Raw genomic sequence first — 20865 nt, 5'->3', positions numbered from 1 at the left:
CCTGAAAGAAATGCAATGAATGACGGGCGCTGCCGCGGCAAGGCCCGAAAACCCGAAGGCGAAAATCAGCCGGCGCGCGTGCCCAGGCGCAGGCCGTCGGCGCCGAAGAAATGGGTGTCGTGGTCCTGCCACGCCAGGCGCACCTGCGCGCCCGTGGGCACCTGCTGCGGGCCGGGAGCGCGCACCGTGAGCACTTCGCTGCCCACCTGGCAGCGCAGCACCAGATCGGCGCCCAGATACTCCTGGCCGACCACCTGGGCGTCTATGCCGCGCTGCGCGGCGTCAACGACAGCAATCGCTTCGGGGCGCAGCCCCATGCAGCGCGCGCTGCCGCCGCCCACGCCCACGTCGCTGCCAGCGATGCGGCCATGCTCGAGCGCGATCAGATTCATTGCGGGCGTGCCGATGAAGCGCGCGGCAAAGCGGCTTGCCGGGCGGGCATACATTTCGCGCGGCGTCGCGCATTGCTCCACGCTGCCCTGGTGCAGCAGCACCACCTGGTCGGCCATGCTCATCGCTTCGGCCTGGTCATGGGTCACATAGACCACCGTGAGGCCCAGGCGCTGCTGCAGTTCGCGCAGCTCGCTGCGCATTTCCTGGCGCAGCTGGGCATCGAGATTGGAAAGGGGTTCGTCCATCAGGCAGACCTTGGCCTGGGCGACCAGCGCGCGCCCCAGCGCCACGCGCTGCTGCTGTCCGCCGGACAGCTGGGCGGGCCGGCGATCGAGCAGGGCCGTGAGGCCCAGCAGCTCGGCGGTCTCGGCCAGGCGCTTGGCGGACTCGGCCGCAGCCACCTTGCGCACCGACAGGCCGAAGCCTATGTTCTGCGCCACCGTGAGGTGGGGAAACAGCGCATAGTTCTGGAACACCATGGCGATGCCGCGCTCGGCGGGAGGCAGGTGGCCGACTTCGCGGCCATCGATGCGCACACTGCCCGCGGTCGCGGTTTCCAGCCCGGCGATGATGCGCAGGGTGGTTGATTTTCCACAGCCCGAAGGCCCGAGCAGCACGCAGAAAGTTGCCGGTTCAATGCGCAAGTGCAGCGCGCGCAGCGCCGTTGTTGCACCCCAGGACTTTGCGACACCATCGAGTTCTATCAAGGACATGAGTGCCTAGTCTAGGCAAGTCATGTGACGGATGCGTGTCAATTTTCTAGGTGCTTGCCCTGAAGTCATGCAGACCCCTCCTTGCAGGCCACGGGGTATGTGACATGCAAGGAGAGCGTTCTGTGACGCTTCAGGGCGCGGGAACGACCTTCACCGGCGCGTTTGGCGCCTCGCCGAACATCTCGGGCGCGTACAGCGCCTCGACGCGCGTGGGCGGCAGCGCGAACTCGCCGACATTGCTCACGCGCACGCGGTAGCGCAGCTTGATGCTGCCGCGCGGCAGCCACTCGTAGTAGCCGCGCCACGACGAGAAGCTGCGCTCCTCGAACGTGGGCTGGCTGCCTTGGTCGCCGCTGTCGGTCGCGCCCTGCTGCTGGGCGATCTCGGAGTCGCGCCCCAGGCCGCTGCCCAGAATGGTCGCGCCCGCGGGAATCGGATCGGTGATAGCGACCCAGCCCATGTCGGCCGTCGAGGTGACGTCAAGCGTCACATCGAGCACCTCGCCGCGCTGGTAGCTGCCCGCGGGCAGCTGCGACGGCGTGACGCGGGTGACGGTCTTGCGCACCGTGTAGCCCGCGCTGAACGGCTTGCTCAGCGGCACCGCCGCCACCGATTGCAGGCTCAGCCAGGGCTTGCCCGCGCCTTCGTGCGTGACCGTGAGCGGGCCCGGCGCCCAGGGCAGGAACAGGGAGCTGGCGCCCGATGCGGACGGCGTGGGTGCGCCCACGGCCGTCGCGCCCAGCGGCACGCCGGCTGCGGGCACGGCGCCCATAGTCACCGCGGGCTGCGCTCCCATGCCGCGCCATTCCTTGACCACGCTTTGCGTGCCCAGCTGGGCCAGCGTGCGGCCCGCGACCGGCGTGCTTTCGCGCTCGCGCGAGAACGCCTGCAGCGCCAGCACGCCCCACAGGTTGGCCGTGGTCGTGGTCCAGGCGCCGCCGCGCTGGCGCGCGATCAGTCCCTGGGCCAGGCGCGGCACGTCGTCCTTCCACTCGGGCAGCGACAGCGCCGTGAGCAGCAGGCGCGCGGCATTGCTGTCGCCGCCCTGCATCTGCCACCACCAGTTGTCGTCCTTCTCGGTGCTGAACACCACCTGGCTGCCCTGGAACGACAGCCGGCTTTGCAGCAGCTGCTTGGCTTCCTGCAGACGCGTATCGCGCTGCGCGGCTTCGGGCATGCGCTGCAGGATCTGCACCCAGTCCAGCAGCGCGTGCGTGGGCCATTGCGTGGGCGCGACGCGAATGCTTTCAAGCATGCGCGGCACGGCGCGGCCGTTGCGCGACAGCGCCTCGATCGCCGCGAGCTTGCGCAGCTCCAGCGCCAGCGCCTGGTCGTTGCGCGGATTGTTCAGCGGGCGTTCTAGCCGGCCTTCGACAAACGCGATCAGCGCGCTTTCCATCTGCGCGCGCAGCGCTTCGGGCAGGGCCAGGCGCGGGTCCTGGCGCGCGGCCTCGTGGCTGGCGGCCAGCAGATAGGCGGTCAGCGTGTCGCTGCCGCGGTGCGGGGCACCGGCGCGCGGCGGGAAATACGACGCCAGCCCGTTCTCGTCGAGATAGCTGGGCATCTTGGCGATCACCTGCTGCCACTGGGCGGCGTCGCCCAGGCCCAGCGCGCGGCTGCTGATCTGCTCCAGGCAGGTGTAGGCGTAGCGCAGCCACCAGTCGCGCACGCCGGTCATGCCGTCGGCCAGCTTGGGCGCGAGCGCCAGGCGCAGTCCGCCGCGGCCCGGCAGGGCGTCGGCCGGCGGCGACACCGGCAGCTGCCATGAGCCATCGATCTGCACCAGCGTCGCCTGCTGCACCGTGAGCGGCACGGCGGCCTCGATGCGCTGGCGCGTGCGAATCGCGTCGCGCGCCGGCGGCGCGCCCGGCGTCACGTCCTGGGCGTCGATTTCCCAGTCCAGGCCCGCGGCCAGGTTCTCGAGCGCGCTGCTGCCCGCGGCGTTCACCGGCACCGTGACCTCCCACGCGACTTCCTGAGAAGCACCCGCGGCCAGCGCAATGCGCTGCGCGGCCAGCGTGAGCGGCGCGGCGCGCGGCTGCACCTGGACCTGCATCGCGCGCTGCGTGGTGTTGCGCAGCGTGACCTGAGCGCGGAAGCGGTCGCCTTCGCGCACCAGCGGCGGCAGGCCGCTGATGATCTGCAGGTCCTGCGTGCTGCGGATCTTGGTGCGCCCCGTGCCGAACAGCTGCACGCCCGCATCGGCGACGGCAACGATCTCGAACGTGGTCAGCGAATCATTGAGCGGCACCGTGACGCGCGCCTGCCCCTTGGCGTCGAGCACCACGCTGGGCTGCCACAGCAGCACGCTGTCGAACAGCTCGCGCCGCGGACTGCGCCCGCCGCCGCCGCCCGCGGCAACGGCCTTGCGCCCATAGTGGCGCCGACCTATCACTTCCATCTGCGCGGTCGCGGTCTGCACGCCCCAGGCGCGGCGCGGCAGCATCGCGTCCAGCAGGTTCCAGCTGCCATTGGGCATGAGTTCGAGCAGCGCCTGGTCCACGGCAGCGAGCGCGACTTCGGCCCCGGCCGCCGGTTGCCCATTGGGCAGCTTGGCGCTGATCGTGACCTGGGCCGTGCCGCGCACCGGATAGGTTTCGCGGTCGGCGCTGACCTGCACCGCGAGCCGGTTCGCCGCGGCGTCGACCTTGATCTCGGCCATGCCCAGACGGAACGCGGGGCGGCTCAGATCGACCAGGGCCGTAGGCGCCACATATTCGCGGCCTTCGTGCCAGAACGCATTCCACCAGGCACGCGGCGCCTGGTAGCCCCAGGTGAAGAAGCTGTACCAGGGCACTTCACGCAACCGCCCGCGCAGCGCCAGCACGCTCACGTAGACGTTGGGCCCCCAGCTCTCCTCGATCTTCAATTCGACCGTCGGGTTCTGGCCTTCGAGCTGCACCACGCGCGTGCTCAAAATGCCTTCGCGCTCGACGGCCACCAGCGCGGTCGCGTAGCGGAACGGCATGCGCACCTGCAGGCGCGCGGTCTCGCCGGGCTGGTAGCTGCGCTGCTCGGACAGCAGTTCCATGCGGTCATGGTCTTCGCCGCCGAACCACAGCTCGCCCTGGCGCGTGACCCAGACCGAAGTCGCAGCCTGGACTTCGTTGCCCGCGCTGTCGCTGGCCGTGGCCACGAGTTCGACTTCGCCCGCCTGGGCGATCTTTGCCGTGCAGTGCAGCCGGCCCTGGGCGTCGCTCTTGCCCGAGCACAGCGTGCCCAGGTCCTTGAGCGTAGTCTGGTTGTCGTAACTGTAGAAGCCGCCGACCAGCCGCTTGCGGCTGCTGGTGGTGATGCGCGCCAGCGCCTGCACCTTGAGCGCCACGCCCGCCTGGGGCTTGCCGTCCAGGCCCAGCGCCAGCGCCGAGAACTGCATTTCGCGCTCGGTCGAGACCCAGTTCTCGGCCTGTATGCCCACGACCACGGCCGCGGGCCACAGCGTCTGCGTGCTGCGCAGCGTCTGCACTTCGCCGCTGGGGTCGGCATAGGTCGCTTCGACCAGCAGTTCGCGCGCCTGGTTGCCGCGCGGCAGCGACTGCAGCTCGACCTGACCCGCACCCTGGCGATTGAGCACCAGCGGCAGCGCGTCGGCAACCACCTTGGTGTCCTGCGCCGCGCTGGCCTCCTCGTCGTCGCTTTGCGCGTTGTCTGCGGCCGCGCGCGGCGGGCCGAAGTGGAAGTCGTCATAGCCCGCAAAATCGAGCGATTTGGCGCGCACCATGGCCGAAACGCGCACCGGCAGGCCGTCGGCCGGTCCGCCCGAAAGGTAGTTGAGCTGCACCTGCACCGGCAGCTTCTCGGCGCGCACCAGCGGCTTGGCGTTGACCGGGCCGACCCGGCCTTCGAACACCGGCAGGCGGAACTCCTCGACGCGGAACGACCCGCTGGTCAGCGCGCGAAACTTGGCTCCATCCTGCGGCTCGCGCAGCTCGACCTGGTATTCGCCGAGCTTGGCGCCCGCGGGCACGGGAAAGCGGCTTTCGGCGCTCAAGCCCCCGCTGCCGGTCTCGCGCCAGACCAGGGGCTGGCGAAAGCTCTGGCCGCTGCCCAGATGGGTGATGCGCAGCTCGCTGGGACGCTGCGGCGGCAGCGCCAGGCCCTGGCCGTTCTGCTGGCGCAGGAAATGCTTCATGGCCAGGGTTTCGCCGGCGCGCAGCAGCGTGCGATCGAACACCGTGTGCGCGAGCATGTCGGCCTTCTCGCTGGAGCTGGTAGGCACATTGAAGCGCCAGGGCTCTATGCCACGCTGCCAATCGCTCCAGGCAAACGCCAGCTCGGGGCCGGCCGCGGTCTGGGCGCGCGCGCTGACGAAATAGGCGGCATTGCGGTAGCCGTCGCCGTGGCATTGCGGCGGCTGGGGCGACAGATCGGCAAACTGGGCGATGCCCTGGGCATTGGTCACGGCCGAGGCCAGCACTTCGCCATTGCAGCTCGACACCTGGACCTTGGCGCCGGCAACGACCTGGCCCTTGTCGAGCGTGGTCACCCAGGCCGCGGAATTCTCGCGGCCCAGCTTGAAATGCACGGCGAGGTTGGTCACCAGCGCCGAGCTGCGCACATACATGCTGCGCTTCTCGCCATAGCGTTCATCGAGCAGCGCCGCGCCCAGCAGCGGCGAGGCGATCTCGACCACATGGAAACCGGGTGTCAATGGAATGCCCACGACTTCAAACGGCCGCGGATCGCCGGCCTGGGCCGCGGGCAGCGACATGGCCTTGACATTGGACTGGCCGGCAAGCAGCGACAGCATGCGCGTCTGCACGCTCTGGCGCTGATCGGGGTCTATCACCGGCGGCAGCGCGCCCTGCACGTCGCGCCGCGCCTGGGCACGCGTGACCTGGTCGCGTTCATAGTTCTGCAGCTTGCGCAGCCAGGCAATGATGTCGGCATCGGTGCGCGGCTCGAGCAGGCTGACCTCGCTGCCCGGCTGCAGTTGCTGGCCTTTCAGCGCGGCTTCGACCTTGCGCACCGTCACCGGCAGCAGCGCCGGGCCCTCGGGGCCTTCGGCAAAGCGCTCCACGATGCCGAACGGAGAAGCCGCGAACTTGACCAACGGCGGCATGTCGCCCGTGGCCACCGTGAGCGGAAAGGATGCGGCATTGCGCAGCGTGCGCCCGGCCGCGTCCTTGAAGTCCTTGGGCAGTTGCAGCTGGTAGCTGGTCTGAGCCGCCAGGCCTTCGAAGCGCAAACCGTCGACCAGCCCCTGAGGGTCGGGGCGCACCGAAGGGTCGTCGCCTTCGTCGATCACCGGCTTGAGCGTCGCGCCGCCGCCCTGCAGGCGTACCGCTTCAGCCAGCGCGCGCGACACGGGCGCGTTGAACGACAGCCGTATCGGCCGTATCGGCAGGCAGGCGGCCTGGGCGTTCTCGCGCTCGCAGCGCATCTCGGCCGAGAACGGTTCACGCACGCTGTACGCGAACTCCTGCGCATTGCGCGTGGCCACGCCGCTGGGCGTGGCGACACCGCTGCCCAGCACCAGACGCAGCTTGGCGCCGGGGGTGAGCGTGCGATTGCAGGCCAGCGTGGCGTACTGCAGCGGCGCGGCCGCGGCCGGCTTGTCCCAGCCGCGCATCTTGAGCAGCGCCTGGCGCTCGTCGCCGTCGATCCAGCGCAGCGGAATGCGCTCGCCCACGCCTTCGAGCGCGCAATAGCCGTTGGCCAGCAGCGTCTCGCGTGCCACCGGGCCGTTGAAGCGCAGCACGAAGAACTGCGACTCGTCGATGGCTTCATATGTGGGCGGCAGGATGGAAACCGCCTGCGGGCCGCCGGTGCTGAACTGGTAGCGGGTGGTGCCCGACAACACCTGCCCCGTGGGCGACTTGAGGCCGGCGAGCAGCTGCGCCGTGCAGCGCACGCCCGGCGGCAAGGGCTTGGAAAAATCAAACACCCATTCGCGCTCGCTGGTCCAGCGGCCCGTTCCGGCCGCGGCCGAGGCGTCGCTGCATGACAGCTGCAGCGGCGCCGCGGCCTTGGGGTCGCCAAAGCGCACCGCGGCGCTGTCGAACTGCACCCGCACCTGCGCCACCTGCGCAACTTCGCCTTGCGGGTTGAATTGCCCCACGGCCAACGCCAGCGCATTGCCGGCCCACAGCACCAGCGCGGCGCCTGTCCAATGTTTTATTCCCACGTCTTACCCTCTCGATCCGGCCGGGCCGGTGCTGCCTGGGCCGCTCGATGGCGGCTTTTTGCGGCGTATCGGCCGATCATGGGTGGGCCGGAGCGCTTTGCCAAAAAAACCCCACAGAAATTGCGGGGCTTTTCGTTCAGTGCAGGACGCTTATTGCGGCTGGTAGCCGCTGTTGCGAATGATGGCCGTCCAGGCCCGCGTATAGGCCTGCTCGCGCTGCGCGAGCTGCTGCGGCGACATATGGCCTACGGTCAGGCCCAGCGCCACCAGTTGTTCATGGACTTGCGGTATCTGCAACACCTTGGCGGTCGCGGCCGAGAAGCGCTCGATGAACGCCGTGGGCGTGCCCTTGGGCGCATAGAAACCGTAGTACGGCATGTCTTCATAACCCTTGACGCCCTGCTCGGCCAGCGTCGACACATCGGGCATGGACGCCTGGCGCCGGTCGCCCAGCACCGCGATCACGCGCATCTTGCCCGCGCGCTGGTGCTCGATGAAGTCCTGCACTGCGGCAATGCCCGCAGGAATCTGGTTGCCCAGCATGTCGGCCAGCATGGGCGCGCTGCCGCGATACGGCGCGGCCACGAGATCGAGCTGGAAGCGGTTGGACAGCTGCTTGACCAGGAACTCGGGCGTGGACGCGGGCGCGGGAATGCCCACAGCGCTTTTGCCGCCCTGCTGGCGCACCCACTGCACGTATTCGGCAAGGTTCTTTGCCGGCGTCTGGCTGGACACCGCGAGCGCGTTGACGAAGGTGGCAATGCCGGTCACGGGAACGAAGTCCTGGGCCGGGTCGAAACCGGGCTTTCTGACGACCTGGGGCAGGATGGAAATCGTGTGGTCGTGCGTCAGGAACAGCGTATGGCCGTCGGCCGGCGCCGCCTTGAGCTGCTGGGCCGCGATCTGTCCGCCCGCGCCCGGGCGGTTGTCGACCAGCACCGTGGTGCCCAGTTCATCGCGCAGCTTCTCGGCCAGCAGGCGCGCGATCGCGTCCGTGCCGCCGCCCGGCGGAAAGCCCACGAGAATGCGGATCGGCTGGGGATCGGCCGCATGGGCGCTGGCGCCCCAGGCCACCACGGACGACACCACGGCGGCATGGGACAGAAGACGGCGACGTGAAAGACGCATGAAGGATCACTCCAGTGGAATCAGAAGAACGCCGGCGCGGCCGCGGCCGCGCGCGGCTGGATTTACGCCAGACGTGCCTTGTGCAGCGCCAGCTGGGCGCGCACCTGGGCCGGCGCCGTGCCGCCCAGCGTGTTGCGCGCATTGAGCGAACCGCGCAGGCTCAGGCACTCGAACACGTCCTGCTCGATCTGCGGGTGAAAGCCCTGCAGCGTCGCCAGCGGCAGCTCGGACAGGTCCACGCCTTCGGTGATCGCGGCCTTGACCGCATGCGCGACGGTCTCGTGCGCGTCGCGGAACGGCAGGCCCTTCTTGACCAGATAATCAGCCAGATCGGTGGCCGTCGCATAGCCCTTGAGCGCCGCGCGCTCCATCGCTTCGGCGTTCACGCCTATGCCGCCTTCCTTGACGCCCGTGGCCGGGTTGAGCTGGCCGCCGACCATTTCGCTGAAGATGCGCAGCGTGTCCTTGAGCGTGTCGACGGTGTCGAACAGCGGCTCCTTGTCTTCCTGGTTGTCCTTGTTGTAGGCCAGGGGCTGGCCCTTCATCAGCGTGATCAGACCCATCAGGTGGCCGACCACGCGGCCGGTCTTGCCGCGCGCCAGTTCGGGCACGTCGGGGTTCTTCTTCTGCGGCATGATCGACGAGCCCGTGGTGAAGCGGTCGGCAATCTTGATGAAGCCGAAGTTCTGGCTCATCCACAGGATCAGCTCTTCGGAGAAGCGGCTGATGTGCACCATGCACAGCGCGGCCGCGGCGCTGAACTCGATCGCGAAGTCGCGGTCGCTCACCGCGTCCAGGCTGTTCTGGCACACGCCTTCCATGCCCAGGCTGCGCGCCACGCGTTCGCGGTCCAGCGGGTAGGTGGTGCCGGCCAGCGCGGCAGAGCCCAGCGGCAGCACATTGACGCGGCGGCGCACGTCGGCCATGCGCTCGGCGTCGCGCTTGAACATCTCCACATAGGCCAGCAGATGGTGGCCGAAGCTCACGGGCTGGGCCACCTGCAGGTGGGTGAAGCCCGGAAGTATCACTTCGACATGGCGCTCGGCGGTTTCCACCAGCGACTTCTGCAGCTCGCCGAGCAGGCCGCTGATCACGTCGATCTCGCCGCGCAGCCACAGGCGCACGTCGGTCGCGACCTGGTCGTTGCGGCTGCGGCCGGTGTGCAGGCGCTTGCCCGCGTCGCCGACCAATTGCGTCAGGCGCGCTTCGATGTTCAGATGCACGTCTTCGAGATCGAGCTTCCATTCAAAGCCGCCGGCCTCGATCTCGGCCGTGATCTGGGCCATGCCCTTTTCAATGGACGCATGGTCTTCGGCGGAAATGATGCCCTGGGCGGACAGCATTTCCGCATGCGCCAGGCTGCCCATGATGTCGGCTTGCCACAGGCGCTTGTCGAAGAACACGCTCGAGGTGTAGCGCTTGACGAGGTCGCTCATGGGCTCGGAGAACAACGCCGACCATGCCTGGGCCTTGGTATCGAGCTGATTGTGGGAAGGTTGCGTGCTGGAGTTGTTGGACATGGACGGGCAATAATCAGAGGGTTCAGGACAGCCGGAACAACCGGATGCCGCAATGCAAGATATGCAAATTTTATCGACCCCGGCCGGATCCGACGAATCCGGTGCTGTACTAGCCCCCACGGCCGGTGCGGCGCAGCGCGTTCTGGTGTTCGATGCCTGTCATGTCGGCGTGGTGCTGCGGGCCGTGTTGTTCGTGCAGAGCGTGGTCGCGACGGCCGCGCTTTTCGGCGCCGACAGCGCGCTTGAATGGCTGGCCGGCATGGCGCTGGTCACCAGCGGCACGCTGCCCGCAACGCTGCTGTGGCTGGTCGTTGCCTGCGGCATGAAGCGCCTGCTGCAGCGCCTGCCCCGGCAGGCCCAGGTCCTCGCCGGCATGGGGCTGGGAACGCTGTGCGGCCTCTATGCCTGCGCCATGCTGTGGCTGGTCGATGACGCGCCGGCCTCGTTCTGGCTGGCCAGCGCGGCCTCGGGCGCGCTGCTGTCGGCGCTGCTGGTGACCGCGCTGCAGCTGCGCGCGCGCGCGCGCGCACCGGCCGCGACCACGGCGCGGCTGGCCGAACTGCAGTCGCGCATACGCCCGCATTTCCTGTTCAACACGCTCAACAGCGCCATTGCGCTGGTGCGCGCCGAGCCGGCCCAGGCCGAAGCCTTGCTGGAAGACCTCAGCGACCTGTTTCGCTGCGCGCTGGCCGAACCCCGCGCCAGCACCACGCTGGCCGAGGAAATCGCCTTGGCGCGGCAATATCTCGCCATCGAGCAGGTGCGCTTTGGCGCAAGACTGCGCGCGCACTGGCAACTCGACCCCGCGGCGGGCGGCGCGCGGCTGCCGCCGCTGCTGCTGCAGCCGCTGGTGGAAAATGCGATACGCCACGGTGTGGAGCCCAGCCCCGACGGCGGCAGCCTGGAGTTGACCACGCGGCTGCACCGCGGCCGTGTCGAGATCACCCTGGTCAACAGCCTGCCGCCGGCCTCGGCCCGGTCCACGCCCGGCCATGGCATGGCGCTGCGCAATGTGCGCGAGCGCCTGTCCCTGCTGCATGATCTGCAGGCCGACTTCAGCGCCGGCAGCCACCAGGGCCGCTACCGCGTGCGTATCATCCTGCCGCTGGAGGACGTGGCATGAATCGCCCCTTGCACATTCTGTTGGTCGATGACGAAGCGCTGGCGCGCAGCCGGCTGCGTACGCTGCTGGCGGACGCCGCGCGCAGCGACCCGCCGCTGCCGCCGCTGGTCGTGCATGAAGCCGCGGACAGCGCCCAGGCCTGGGCGCTGCTCGACGCGCCCGATTGCGCGATCGAGCTGCTGCTGCTCGACATCCACATGCCGGGCCAGGACGGGCTGTCTCTGGCCGAACGCCTGCGCGGCCTGGCCCAGCCGCCCGCGCTGGTGTTCGTCACCGCGAACAGCCAGCATGCGGTCGATGCCTTCGAGCTCGATGCGCTCGACTACCTGACCAAGCCCGTGCGCCTCGCGCGACTGCAGCAGATGCTGGCCAAGCTGCTGCGCCAGCGGCTGCCCGCGGCCGCCGCGCAGGAAAGCCCGGGCACGCTGCTGATCCAGGACCGCGGCCGTACCGAACGCGTGCCGCTGGCCGAAGTGGTCTATTTCAAGGCCGAGCTCAAATACGTGACCGTGCGCACGGCCGAACACAGCTACATCCTCGACAGCGCTCTGGGCGAACTCGAAACGCGCCATGCCGCGCAGTTCCTGCGCATACACCGCAACGCGCTGGTCGCGCGCCGCGCGCTGCGCGCGCTGGAAAAGCACCATGACGCCGAGGAAGGCGATGGCTGGGCCGTGCGCCTGGACGGCATAGACGAGCCGCTTGCGGTCTCGCGCCGCCAGCTGCCCGCGGTGCGCGCGGCGCTGCGCGATCAGCCCGAGCCGTCAGTGTGAATGTGCCAGGCCGCTGACCAGCGTCACCAGCACCATGCCCGCAACGAGCCAGGCGATCTGCGCGAAGGTCTCGCGCGCCGTGAGGCGCTTTTGCAGCTGGGGAATCAGATCGGCCAGCGCCACATAGACAAAGCTGCTCGACGCCAGCACGAGGAAATACGGCAGCCAGTCCTGCAGCTGACCGACGAGAAAGTAGCCCGCGATGCCGCCCAGCGCAGTCACCGCGCCCGCCAGCGAAACCTTGACCAGCGCCACGCGCCGGTTGCCGCTCGCATGGCGCAGCACCACCAGGTCGCCGATATGGTGGGGCACTTCATGCGCCAGCACCGACGCCGCGGCGATCAGGCCCAGGCGCATGTCGGCCAGGAACGCCGAAGCGATCAGCACGCCGTCGCCAAAGCAATGCACGCTGTCGCCCGTGAGCACCGCCCAGCCGCCCGTGGTCTTGCCATGGTCGTGGCTATGGCCATCGCTGTGGCCATGGCCATGCGCGTGACCATGCCCGTGGCTCGGATGGTTGTCATGCCCGTGGCCATGCTCATGGCCGTGGTGCCAGAGTTCGGCCTTGTCGAGCAGGAAGAAGAACACCACGCCGATCAGCAGCGTGAGGAACAGGTCGTGCGCGCTGGCCTCGCTCTCGAACGCTTCGGGCAGCAGATGCATGAAAGCCGTCGCCAGCAAGGCCCCCGCAGCCAGGCTCAGCAGGCGCTGGGGCATCATGCCGCCGTTGTTGGAGGACACGCCCACGCGCATGAGCAATGCAGCGACCCACACGCTACCAATGCCCGCGGCCAAGGTGGCCAAAATGATTGCTGCCAAAGTCATAGCTGTTTTTGCTTTTCTTGATGGGCCACAAAGGCCGATCCCGCTGATTTTCGCAGAAGACGCATGCCGCCGTTGGCGGCAATGCAAAACGGCGGTGGACTATGGCGCTTGATGCCGTCCTCCCCACGTTCGTCCTGAGCTTGTCGAAGGATGAACGACCGGCCCTCAAGCCATCGTGCAGCCTCGCCGCAGGCATGCCACGCTCCCTGAAACGCCCTTCGACGGCGCCGCCGTGGCAGGCTCAGGGCGAACGGTCATCGGGATTTAGAGCGCGTTGCTCGGAATCCCGCCCGTGCCAGCTTCAATGCGCCTGGTCCCAGTTGGGGCCCACGCCCACTTCGGCCAGCAGCGGCACCTTCAACTCGGCCACGCCCGCCATCAGGCGCGGAATCTCGCTGCGTATCCAGCCCTCGTCGCCCTGCGGCAGCTCGAACACCAGTTCATCGTGCACCTGCATGATGACCTTGATGTCGGGCTTGTGCGCGTCGAGCTCGGCCTGCACCGCGACCATGGCCATCTTGATCAGGTCGGCGGCCGTGCCCTGCATGGGGGCGTTGATCGCCTGGCGTTCTGCAGCCTTCTTGCGCGGGCCGTTGCCGCCGTTGATGTCGGGCAGGTACAGGCGCCGGCCGAGCACGGTCTCGACATAGCCATGGGCGCGCGCGAACTCCACGGTCTCGTCCATGTAGCGCTTGACGCCGGGATAGCGCTGGAAATAGCGGTCGATATAGGCCGCCGCGGCCTTGGTCTCTATGCCCAGGTTCTTGGCCAGGCCGAAACTGCTCATGCCGTAGATCAGGCCGAAGTTGATCACCTTGGCATAGCGGCGCTGCTCGCTGCTGACCTGGTCGACTTCAACGGCGAACACTTCGGCGGCGGTCGCACGGTGCACGTCGCGGCCGTCCTGGAAAGCCTTGAGCAGCGACTCGTCGCCCGACAGGTGGGCCATGATGCGCAGCTCGATCTGCGAATAGTCGGCGCTGGCGATCACGCGGCCCGCGGGCGCGATGAAGGCTTCGCGCACGCGCCGGCCTTCGGGCGTGCGGATGGGAATGTTCTGCAGGTTGGGGTCGTTGCTCGACAGCCGGCCGGTCACGGCCACGGCCTGGGCGTAATGCGTGTGCACGCGGCCCGTGGCCGGCAGCGCGAGCTGGGCCAGCTTGTCGGTGTAGGTGCCCTTGAGCTTGGACAGGCTGCGGTGCTCCAGCAGCTTGGCCGGCAGAGGGTAATCGGCGGCAAGCTTCTCCAGCACTTCCTCGTCGGTGCTGCGCGCGCCGGTCGCGGTCTTCTTGACCACGGGCATGCCCAGCTTGTCGAAGAAGATCTCGCCCAGCTGCTTGGGGCTGGCCAGGTTGAACGGCTGGCCCGCGATCTCATAGGCTTCGTTTTCGAGTTGCACGATGCGCTGGCCCAGCTCGTTGCTCTGCTTGGCCAGCGTCGCGGCGTCGATCATCACGCCGTTGCGTTCGATGCGGAACAGCGCTTCGCTGGTCTGCAGTTCGAGGTCATAGACGGCGCGCAGCGCGGCCTCGGCCTCGAGCTGGGGCCAGAGCACGCGGTGCACGTCCAGCGTCTGGTCCGAGTCCTCGCACGAGTAGGCTGCGGCCTTGTCGACCGGCACCTGGGCAAACGGAATCTGGTGCACGCCCTTGCCGCACAGATCTTCGTAGCTCGTGCCGCTGCGCCCGGTATGGCGCAGCGCCAGGCTGGACAGCCCGTGCGGGCGGTGCACTTCGAGCACATAGCTTTGCAGCATGGTGTCGTGCGCATAGCCCTGCACCTGGATGCCATGGTTGGCAAACACATGGCGGTCGTACTTGACGTGCTGGCCGAGCTTGGGCCGCTGGGCATTCTCGAGCCAGGGCTTGAGGCGCGCGAGCACTTCGTCGAACGGCAGCTGCTCGGGCACGTCCAGGCCCGCGTGGCGCAGTGGAATATAGGCCGCGGCGCCGGGCTCGACGCTGAAGCTGAGGCCCACGATCTCGGCGCGCATCTCGTCGAGCGAGGTGGTTTCGGTGTCCAGCGCCGTGAGCGGCGCGGCCTCGATCTTCGCCAGCCAGGCATCGAAGCTGGCCCAGGTCAGTATCACGTCGTAGTCCACGCTGCGCTGTTGCGCGGCTTGCGCTTCCTCGGTGGCCTCGGTGGATTCCTGCTGCTCGGCAAACATGTCGCCCGTGTCCTGGTCGGCGCGCGGCTTGGCGGCCTTGGCTTTGGCCTTGGGCTCTTCCGCTGCGGCTTCGGCCTGGTTTTCCAGCGCCATCGCCAGGCCCTTGAAGCCGTACTCGAGGTAGAAGTCGCGCAGCGCCTTGTTCTCGGGCGCGCGCCAGGCCAGGCCGTCGAGCGACGGCAGGCCGACCACTTCCTCGACCAGATCGCAATCGGTCTTGATGGTCACCAGCTGGCGGCCCGTGGGCAGCCATGCGAGGCTGTCACGCAGGTTCTGGCCGGCCACGCCCTTGATCTCGTCGGCGCGCGCGAGCAAGGCGTCGAGCGAGCCGTATTCATTGAGCCACTTGGCCGCGGTCTTGGGGCCGACCTTGGGCACGCCGGGAACGTTGTCCACGGTATCGCCGACCAGCGTCTGGAAATCGACCATCAGCGACGGCGGCACGCCGAACTCGGCGGTGACGCCGGCGACATCGCGCACCTTGCCGTTCATGGTGTCGATGATGGTGATGTGCTCGTCGACCAGCTGGCTCAGATCCTTGTCGCCGCTGGAGACCACCACGCGCACGCCCTGGCGCGATGCGACCTGGGCCAGCGTGCCTATCACGTCGTCGGCCTCGACGCCCTTGATGGCCAGCACGGGCCAGCCGAGCATGCGCACCACGGCATGGATGGGCTCGATCTGCGCGCGCAGGTCGTCGGGCATGGGCGAGCGCTGGGCCTTGTACTCGGGGTAGAGCGCGTCACGGAAGGTCGGACCGCTGGTGTCGAAGATGCAGACCGCGTAATCGGCAGGCACTTCCCTCTTGAGGGACTGCAGCATGTTGATCATGCCGCGGATCGCGCCGGTGGCGGGACTCGTCGGGTCGCCGGGCCGGGCCCGCAGATCGGGCATGGCGTGGTAGGCGCGGTACAGATAGCTGGAGCCATCGACCAGCACCAATGTCTTGGAATTGCTCATGCCAGGATTGTGCACGGCGCGGCCCGGCCTGCGCGCTGGATTTCCCCACGGGATCAATTGAACACTGGCTCTACAATCACCCCATGCGCGCCGCCCCACTTCTCCTCCTCCTCAGCCTGGCTGCCAGCCCGTTGCTGGCCCAGAATCCGCCTGGCACTGCCGTCCAGGCCGCTACTGACGCGGCCGAACCGCGTACCGCCCCCCAGGGCGACAAGAACAACCAGCGCGTGGAACGTATCCGCGTCGAGGACGAGGGCAGCCGCGTCGACGAAGTGCGCATCGGCGGCCAGACCCGCAGCATCACCGTGACCCCCAAGGTCAGCGACATGCCCGCCTACGAAGTGCAACCCAGCGAAGGCGTGCGCAACCGCAGCCGCAGCAGCTCGGACACCACGGGCCCGCGGGTGTGGAACATCCGCAAGTTCTGAGCTTCCCAGCGCTCCCCCCTTTCTTCCTCTTCTTTCCTGCGCCGCCCTCGGGGCGCGCTTCTCGCCATGGCCGTTTTTACCGAAGTCTCCGAAAAAGAGGCGCGCGACCTGCTGCGCCACCTGCCGCTGGGAACCTTCCAGAGCCTGCGCGGCATTCAGGGCGGTATTGAAAATACCAACTACTTCCTGACGACCGACCAGGGCGAATGGGTGCTGACGCTGTTCGAACGGCTCACGGCCGAACAGCTGCCGTTCTATCTGCACCTGATGAAGCATCTCGCGCACGCCGGCATTCCCGTGCCCGACCCGCAGGCGCACAAGCAAAGCGGCGACATCCTGCTGCGCGTGTGCGGCAAGCCCGCGGCTGTGGTCAATCGCCTGCGCGGCAGCAGCCAGCTCGCTCCCGCGCCCGTGCACTGCGCGGCCGTCGGCGACATGCTCGCGCGCATGCATCTCGCGGGCCGTGACTTCGAGCGCCAGCAGCCCAATCTGCGCGGCCTTGCCTGGTGGAACGAAACCGCTCCCGTGGTCATGCCCCATCTGGACAGCGGCCTGGTCGACCTGCTGCAGTCCGAACTTGCCTTCCAGAACCATATCGCAGCTTCGTCGCAGTACGCCGCGCTGCCGCGCGGCCCGGTGCATGCCGACCTGTTCCGCGACAACGTGATGTTCGAGGGCGAGCAGCTCACGGGCTTCTTCGACTTCTATTTCGCGGGCGTGGACAGCTGGCTGTTCGACCTCGCGGTCTGTCTCAACGACTGGTGCATAGACCACGCCACGGGAGCGCACGACGCGCCGCGCGCCCAGGCCATGCTCGCCGCCTACCAGCGCGTGCGCCCGCTCACGGGCGCCGAGCGCCAGCTGCTCAACGCACAGCTGCGCGCCGGTGCGCTGCGCTTCTGGATTTCGCGCCTGTGGGACTTCTACCTGCCGCGTGAAGCCGCGATGCTCACGCCGCACGACCCGCGCCATTTCGAGCGCGTGCTGCGCCAGCGCATTGCCGCGCCAGTGCAACTGACATGAGGCCGGCCGCGGTACACGCGGTGCAGCAAAAACGGCGCTGAAGACAAGCAGCTGGACTACAAAATCAAAGACTATTGAAATCTATATTTCGATAGTTTTTAACTCAATCCACTGCTTTTCTTCCTTTGCGCCTGCGCGTTCCCCCCGGACATCATCCGCCGGAACGCGTCATCCAAGGCAGGCAAGCGGTTCATCCTGCCATGGACATCGAAATCGTTCCCGCGCGCAGCAGCTTTCAGTGGCTTGGGCTGGGTTTCAGGACCTTCTGCCGCCGGCCCCTGGCCTTTGTGCTGCTCCCCATACTGCTGAGCTTCCCGCTGGCCATCTGCTATCTGCTGGCCAGCCCCAGTCCCGTCATCGAGACGGTGCTCTATAACGCCGTCCTGCCTTTTCACAGCCTGATGACGATGATCGTCGCGTCCCAGGCATTTTCCGGCACCACATCGCTGCCGGCGCTGATCGTCCTGACGCTGCGAGCCTTTCGCACGCACCTGCGCGCATTGATCACGCTGGGCGCGATGCATGCGCTGGCCCTTTGCTGCATCGTGGCAATGGTGTCGCTGGTGCAGGACCGCGGCTTCGCGCTGGAGCATCTGCCCATGGCCCTGCAGCTATCCCCTGGAGGCGAGTCCGGTCCCGCGCAGGTGGACATCATCAAGCTGCTGGCGATCGTGCCGCAAGTGCTGTTCGGCTTTGCTCCGGCGCTGGTCTACTGGTACAGCGCCACGCCGGGCCAGGCCATTTTCCTCAGCGCCGCAGCCTACCTGCGCAACTGGCGTGCGTTTCTGCTGTTCGGCGTGATACGTACCGTCCTGGTCGCCGGCCCGCTGCTGGGGGTCATGCTGATCCTGGCCTTTCTGCCCGCAACCGCCAGCGCGGCGAATGCCGCGCTCATCGAAGGCGCGGCCGGGGTCATCACGATTCCGGCCGTCATCCTTTCCATCTCCCAGCTGTTTTCCTTTCGCGACTGCTTTGCGCCCCGGCGCACTTGGTTTTCCAGCCTGCCGCGCCTGCAGTGCAGCACAAATCAATTGTAATTTTCAAATTAAAACTATAATCGATAGCTTAAGACTATCAATGTTGAATGCGCTTGGGCTTTTATCAACGGTTCACGGCATGCAACTCCACATCTGCAACTGCCATGAATTTCTCCATTGCGCCTGCGCATGCCAGCCTTCAATGGCTGGGACTCGTTCTTCAGACCATTTTCCGCAATCCCCTGGCCTTCGTGCTGCTGGCCGGGCTGCTGCGCATCTGCCATGTGCTGCTGTGCCGCATTCCCTTTGTCGGCACTCCGCTGTCGGCCGCCATCGAGCCCATCACCGCCTTGATCATGCTGATCGTGGTGGCGCGGGCCTCCAGCGGCCACAGGTCAACGTCCGCCCTGCTGTGGTCCGGATTGCGCGCGTTCCGCGGGCCGCTGCGCGGTCTGCTCGCGTTGAGCGCGGTGCAGCTCGTTGTTTTCCTGCTCGCGCTGATGCTGCTGTCCGCGCTCTTCGACCAGGGCTTTGCCTATCGTCATCTGCAGGGCCACCATGGGCTCTTGGACGGCGAGCGGCCTGAACGGATGCTCGCGTGGCTGGACATGCTGGTAGTGCCACCGGCCGCGTTGCTGGCTTTCGCTCCCGCGCTGGTGCACTGGCACGGCCTCGGCCCCCTGCAGGCCATGCGGTCCAGCGCCGCGGCTTGCCTGCGCAACTGGCGCGCCATTCTGCAGCTGATCCTGGTCCAGGCAGTCGTCGGCCAGTTGCTCATCAGGCTGCTGACATGGCTGATGGAATCCATGCCGGCGACAAGCGAATTTGCACTGCAGGCACTTGCCGACAGCCTGGTCTTTCTTTCCTCCGCCATCTTCAGTATTTCCTGGTTCTTTGCCTTTCGCACGCTGTTCTCGGGCGCAAGGCCTGCCCCCGCTGCGCCACCAGGCAACCGACTGCCCTGCGAGTCCCGCGCCGTCCCCGCCCGCAACGGCTTGCGCTGGCTGCAGATGGGCTTCAAGACCTTCAGGCGCCAGCCGCTGGTGCTGGGCCTGGGCATGATCGCCTCAATGCTCATCGTTTTCTTGCCGTTTGCCATGCTGCTGGCAATGGTCGTCACGGCCCAGGCCGACAGAGGCGCCCAGCCCCTGCGCGCCGTGCTGCAAGCCGCCGGGCGCGCATTGCGCCAGGAGTTCTGGCGGCTGCTGCGGCTGGGCGCGCTGTACGTGGGAATCAGTTGGCTCGTTCTGAGCGTCACCTTCGTGGTGGGGATCAGGGTCGCTGCACCCCTGTCGGCGATGGCGGCCCAGGCCGACGCGCACATTGCGCTGGCCATGCTCATGGTCGCGGCCGCTGTTCTCATTGGGTTGGCGACGCTGCAGTTCTGGCATGCCCCCGGGCTGATCCACTGGCAGCGCCTGTCCCCGCTGCAGGCACTCAGGTGCAGCAGCCATGCGGTGCGACTCAACTGGCGCGCGTTTTCCTTGTTCTTTGTGCTGTGGGGGCTCATCTATGCCGTCTTCGGCACGGCCCTGATCATGCTGATCCGGCTGCCCGCACCCGGGAGCTTCGCGTTCACGGCAATCTCCACGCAGTTCGGGATCTGCGTGATACATCTATTGAATGTCATCTTCATGTCGTGCATCTATTTCAGTTTTCGCGACTGTTTTGCCTTGCCCGACAGCGCCGATTCGCGCGCCGATTGAGATTCGGCCTGCCGGCGCCGCGCGCAGCAAGCTGCCCTTGTCTTCAGCGGTCAAAAAAGCCTGCGGTACAGTAACGCCATCGGCGCCCGAAAGCGCCCGTTACTGCTTGCCCAGGACTTTGACTGCTTCATGAAACTCCAGATCGTTCCCGCCCGCACAGGTGTCCAGTGGGTCAAACTCGGCGTCCAGACTTTCTGGCGCCAACCCCTGGCCCTGGCCGCGATTTTTATTCTGGCCATTGTCGGCATGTCGCTGATCAGCATCGTGCCGTTGATCGGCCCCGCGCTGGCGCTGGCGCTGCTGCCCGCGACCTCGCTGGCGATGATGGTCGCGGCCGCCGAAGCCACCCAGGGCCGCTTTCCCACGCCGGCGCTGCTGCTGGTCGCGTTTCGCACCGGCCGCCAGCGTCTGAACGCCATGGTCACGCTGGGCCTGCTGTACGCCGTGGGCTTTCTCGCGATCATGGGGCTGTCGGCCTTGATCGATGGCGGCACGTTCGCCGAGGTCTATCTGGGCGGCGAGCCGATGACGCGCGAGATCGCCGAAGATCCCGCGTTCCAGTCCGCGATGTGGCTGTCGATGGCGCTGTACATCCCGCTGTCGCTGATGTTCTGGCACGCGCCCGGATTGATCCACTGGCATGGCATTCCGCCCGCCAAGGCGCTGTTTTTCAGCCTGGTGGCCTGCATGCGCAACTGGCGCGCCTATCTGGTCTTCTGCCTGGCCTGGATGGTCTTCTTCATGGCCTGCGGCATCGTGCTGGCGCTGGTCACCGGCATTCTCGCGAGCCTGATCGGCGGCATGGCCGCCGGCATCATGGCGGGCGCTGCCATGATCCTGGCGGCGATGTTCTTCACCTCGGTGGTGTTCACGTTCCGCGACAGCTTTTCCGCGCCCGATCCCTCGGACGCGACCGATCCCGAACTGCATGAAGCCTGAGCGCCTCGCGGTCGCCCTTCGAGCCCCATGAAAAAAACGCCCCGAGGGGCGTTTTTTACTGGG

At 67.5% G+C, this 20865-nt stretch carries 13 protein-coding genes; 7 read left to right on the top strand and 6 right to left on the bottom strand.

Annotated features, from left to right (window positions below; all coding sequences use genetic code 11):
- Nucleotides 1-65: 65 nt before the first annotated feature.
- The 4 genes from ACSVDO_RS04665 to argH form a co-directional block, all read right to left on the bottom strand.
- Nucleotides 66-1106: an ABC transporter ATP-binding protein gene (locus ACSVDO_RS04665; protein WP_489595124.1), complete on the bottom strand. Its 1041-nt coding sequence runs from the start codon at nt 1104-1106 to the stop codon at nt 66-68.
- A 130-nt stretch (nt 1107-1236) separates the two neighbouring features.
- A complete protein-coding gene (locus ACSVDO_RS04660; RefSeq protein ID WP_489596331.1) occupies nt 1237-7227 on the bottom strand; it encodes an alpha-2-macroglobulin family protein in 5991 nt (1996 codons plus the stop codon).
- 156 nt (nt 7228-7383) lie between these two features.
- Nucleotides 7384-8361, bottom strand: coding sequence for a Bug family tripartite tricarboxylate transporter substrate binding protein (locus ACSVDO_RS04655; RefSeq protein WP_489595123.1), 978 nt, complete (start codon nt 8359-8361; stop codon nt 7384-7386).
- Between the two features lie 62 nt (nt 8362-8423).
- Nucleotides 8424-9881, bottom strand: coding sequence for an argininosuccinate lyase (argH, locus tag ACSVDO_RS04650; protein WP_489595121.1), 1458 nt, complete (start codon nt 9879-9881; stop codon nt 8424-8426).
- Between the two features lie 52 nt (nt 9882-9933).
- Between argH and ACSVDO_RS04645 the strand changes: the two genes are divergently transcribed.
- Both ACSVDO_RS04645 and ACSVDO_RS04640 read left to right on the top strand, forming a co-directional pair.
- Nucleotides 9934-11004 carry a sensor histidine kinase gene (locus ACSVDO_RS04645; protein WP_489595119.1) on the top strand — a complete coding sequence of 357 codons (1071 nt, stop codon included), beginning with the start codon at nt 9934-9936 and terminating at the stop codon, nt 11002-11004.
- A gap of 8 nt (nt 11005-11012) precedes the next feature.
- Nucleotides 11013-11777, top strand: a complete 765-nt coding sequence (locus tag ACSVDO_RS04640; protein WP_489596329.1) for a LytR/AlgR family response regulator transcription factor — start codon at nt 11013-11015, stop codon at nt 11775-11777.
- Here ACSVDO_RS04640 and ACSVDO_RS04635 read toward each other — a convergent pair.
- Complete coding sequence (locus ACSVDO_RS04635) at nt 11769-12602, bottom strand: ZIP family metal transporter (protein WP_489595118.1); 834 nt, start codon at nt 12600-12602, stop codon at nt 11769-11771. The genes ACSVDO_RS04640 and ACSVDO_RS04635 overlap by 9 nt on opposite strands.
- A 301-nt stretch (nt 12603-12903) precedes the next feature.
- Complete coding sequence (gene polA / locus ACSVDO_RS04630; protein WP_489595116.1) at nt 12904-15729, bottom strand: DNA polymerase I; 2826 nt, start codon at nt 15727-15729, stop codon at nt 12904-12906.
- Nucleotides 15730-15812: 83 nt separating this feature from the next.
- On the opposite strand from polA, the gene ACSVDO_RS04625 reads away from it, so the two are divergent.
- From ACSVDO_RS04625 to ACSVDO_RS04605, 5 genes are all read left to right on the top strand, one after another.
- A complete protein-coding gene (locus ACSVDO_RS04625) occupies nt 15813-16157 on the top strand; it encodes a hypothetical protein (RefSeq protein WP_332534068.1) in 345 nt (114 codons plus the stop codon).
- A gap of 66 nt (nt 16158-16223) precedes the next feature.
- Complete coding sequence (locus ACSVDO_RS04620) at nt 16224-17180, top strand: homoserine kinase (RefSeq protein ID WP_489595114.1); 957 nt, start codon at nt 16224-16226, stop codon at nt 17178-17180.
- A gap of 200 nt (nt 17181-17380) precedes the next feature.
- Entirely contained in the window at nt 17381-18217 is an 837-nt protein-coding gene (locus ACSVDO_RS04615; RefSeq protein ID WP_489595113.1) for a BPSS1780 family membrane protein, read from the top strand.
- Between the two features lie 47 nt (nt 18218-18264).
- Entirely contained in the window at nt 18265-19863 is a 1599-nt protein-coding gene (locus ACSVDO_RS04610; RefSeq protein WP_489595111.1) for a BPSS1780 family membrane protein, read from the top strand.
- 129 nt (nt 19864-19992) lie between these two features.
- Nucleotides 19993-20802, top strand: a complete 810-nt coding sequence (locus ACSVDO_RS04605) for a BPSS1780 family membrane protein (protein WP_332534064.1) — start codon at nt 19993-19995, stop codon at nt 20800-20802.
- The last annotated feature ends 63 nt before the right edge of the window (nt 20803-20865 follow it).

The sequence above is a fragment of the Comamonas sp. DB36 genome (assembly GCF_057914905.1).
Note: the sequence above shows the minus strand (reverse complement) of the source record. Positions and strands in the feature narration are given on the sequence as shown.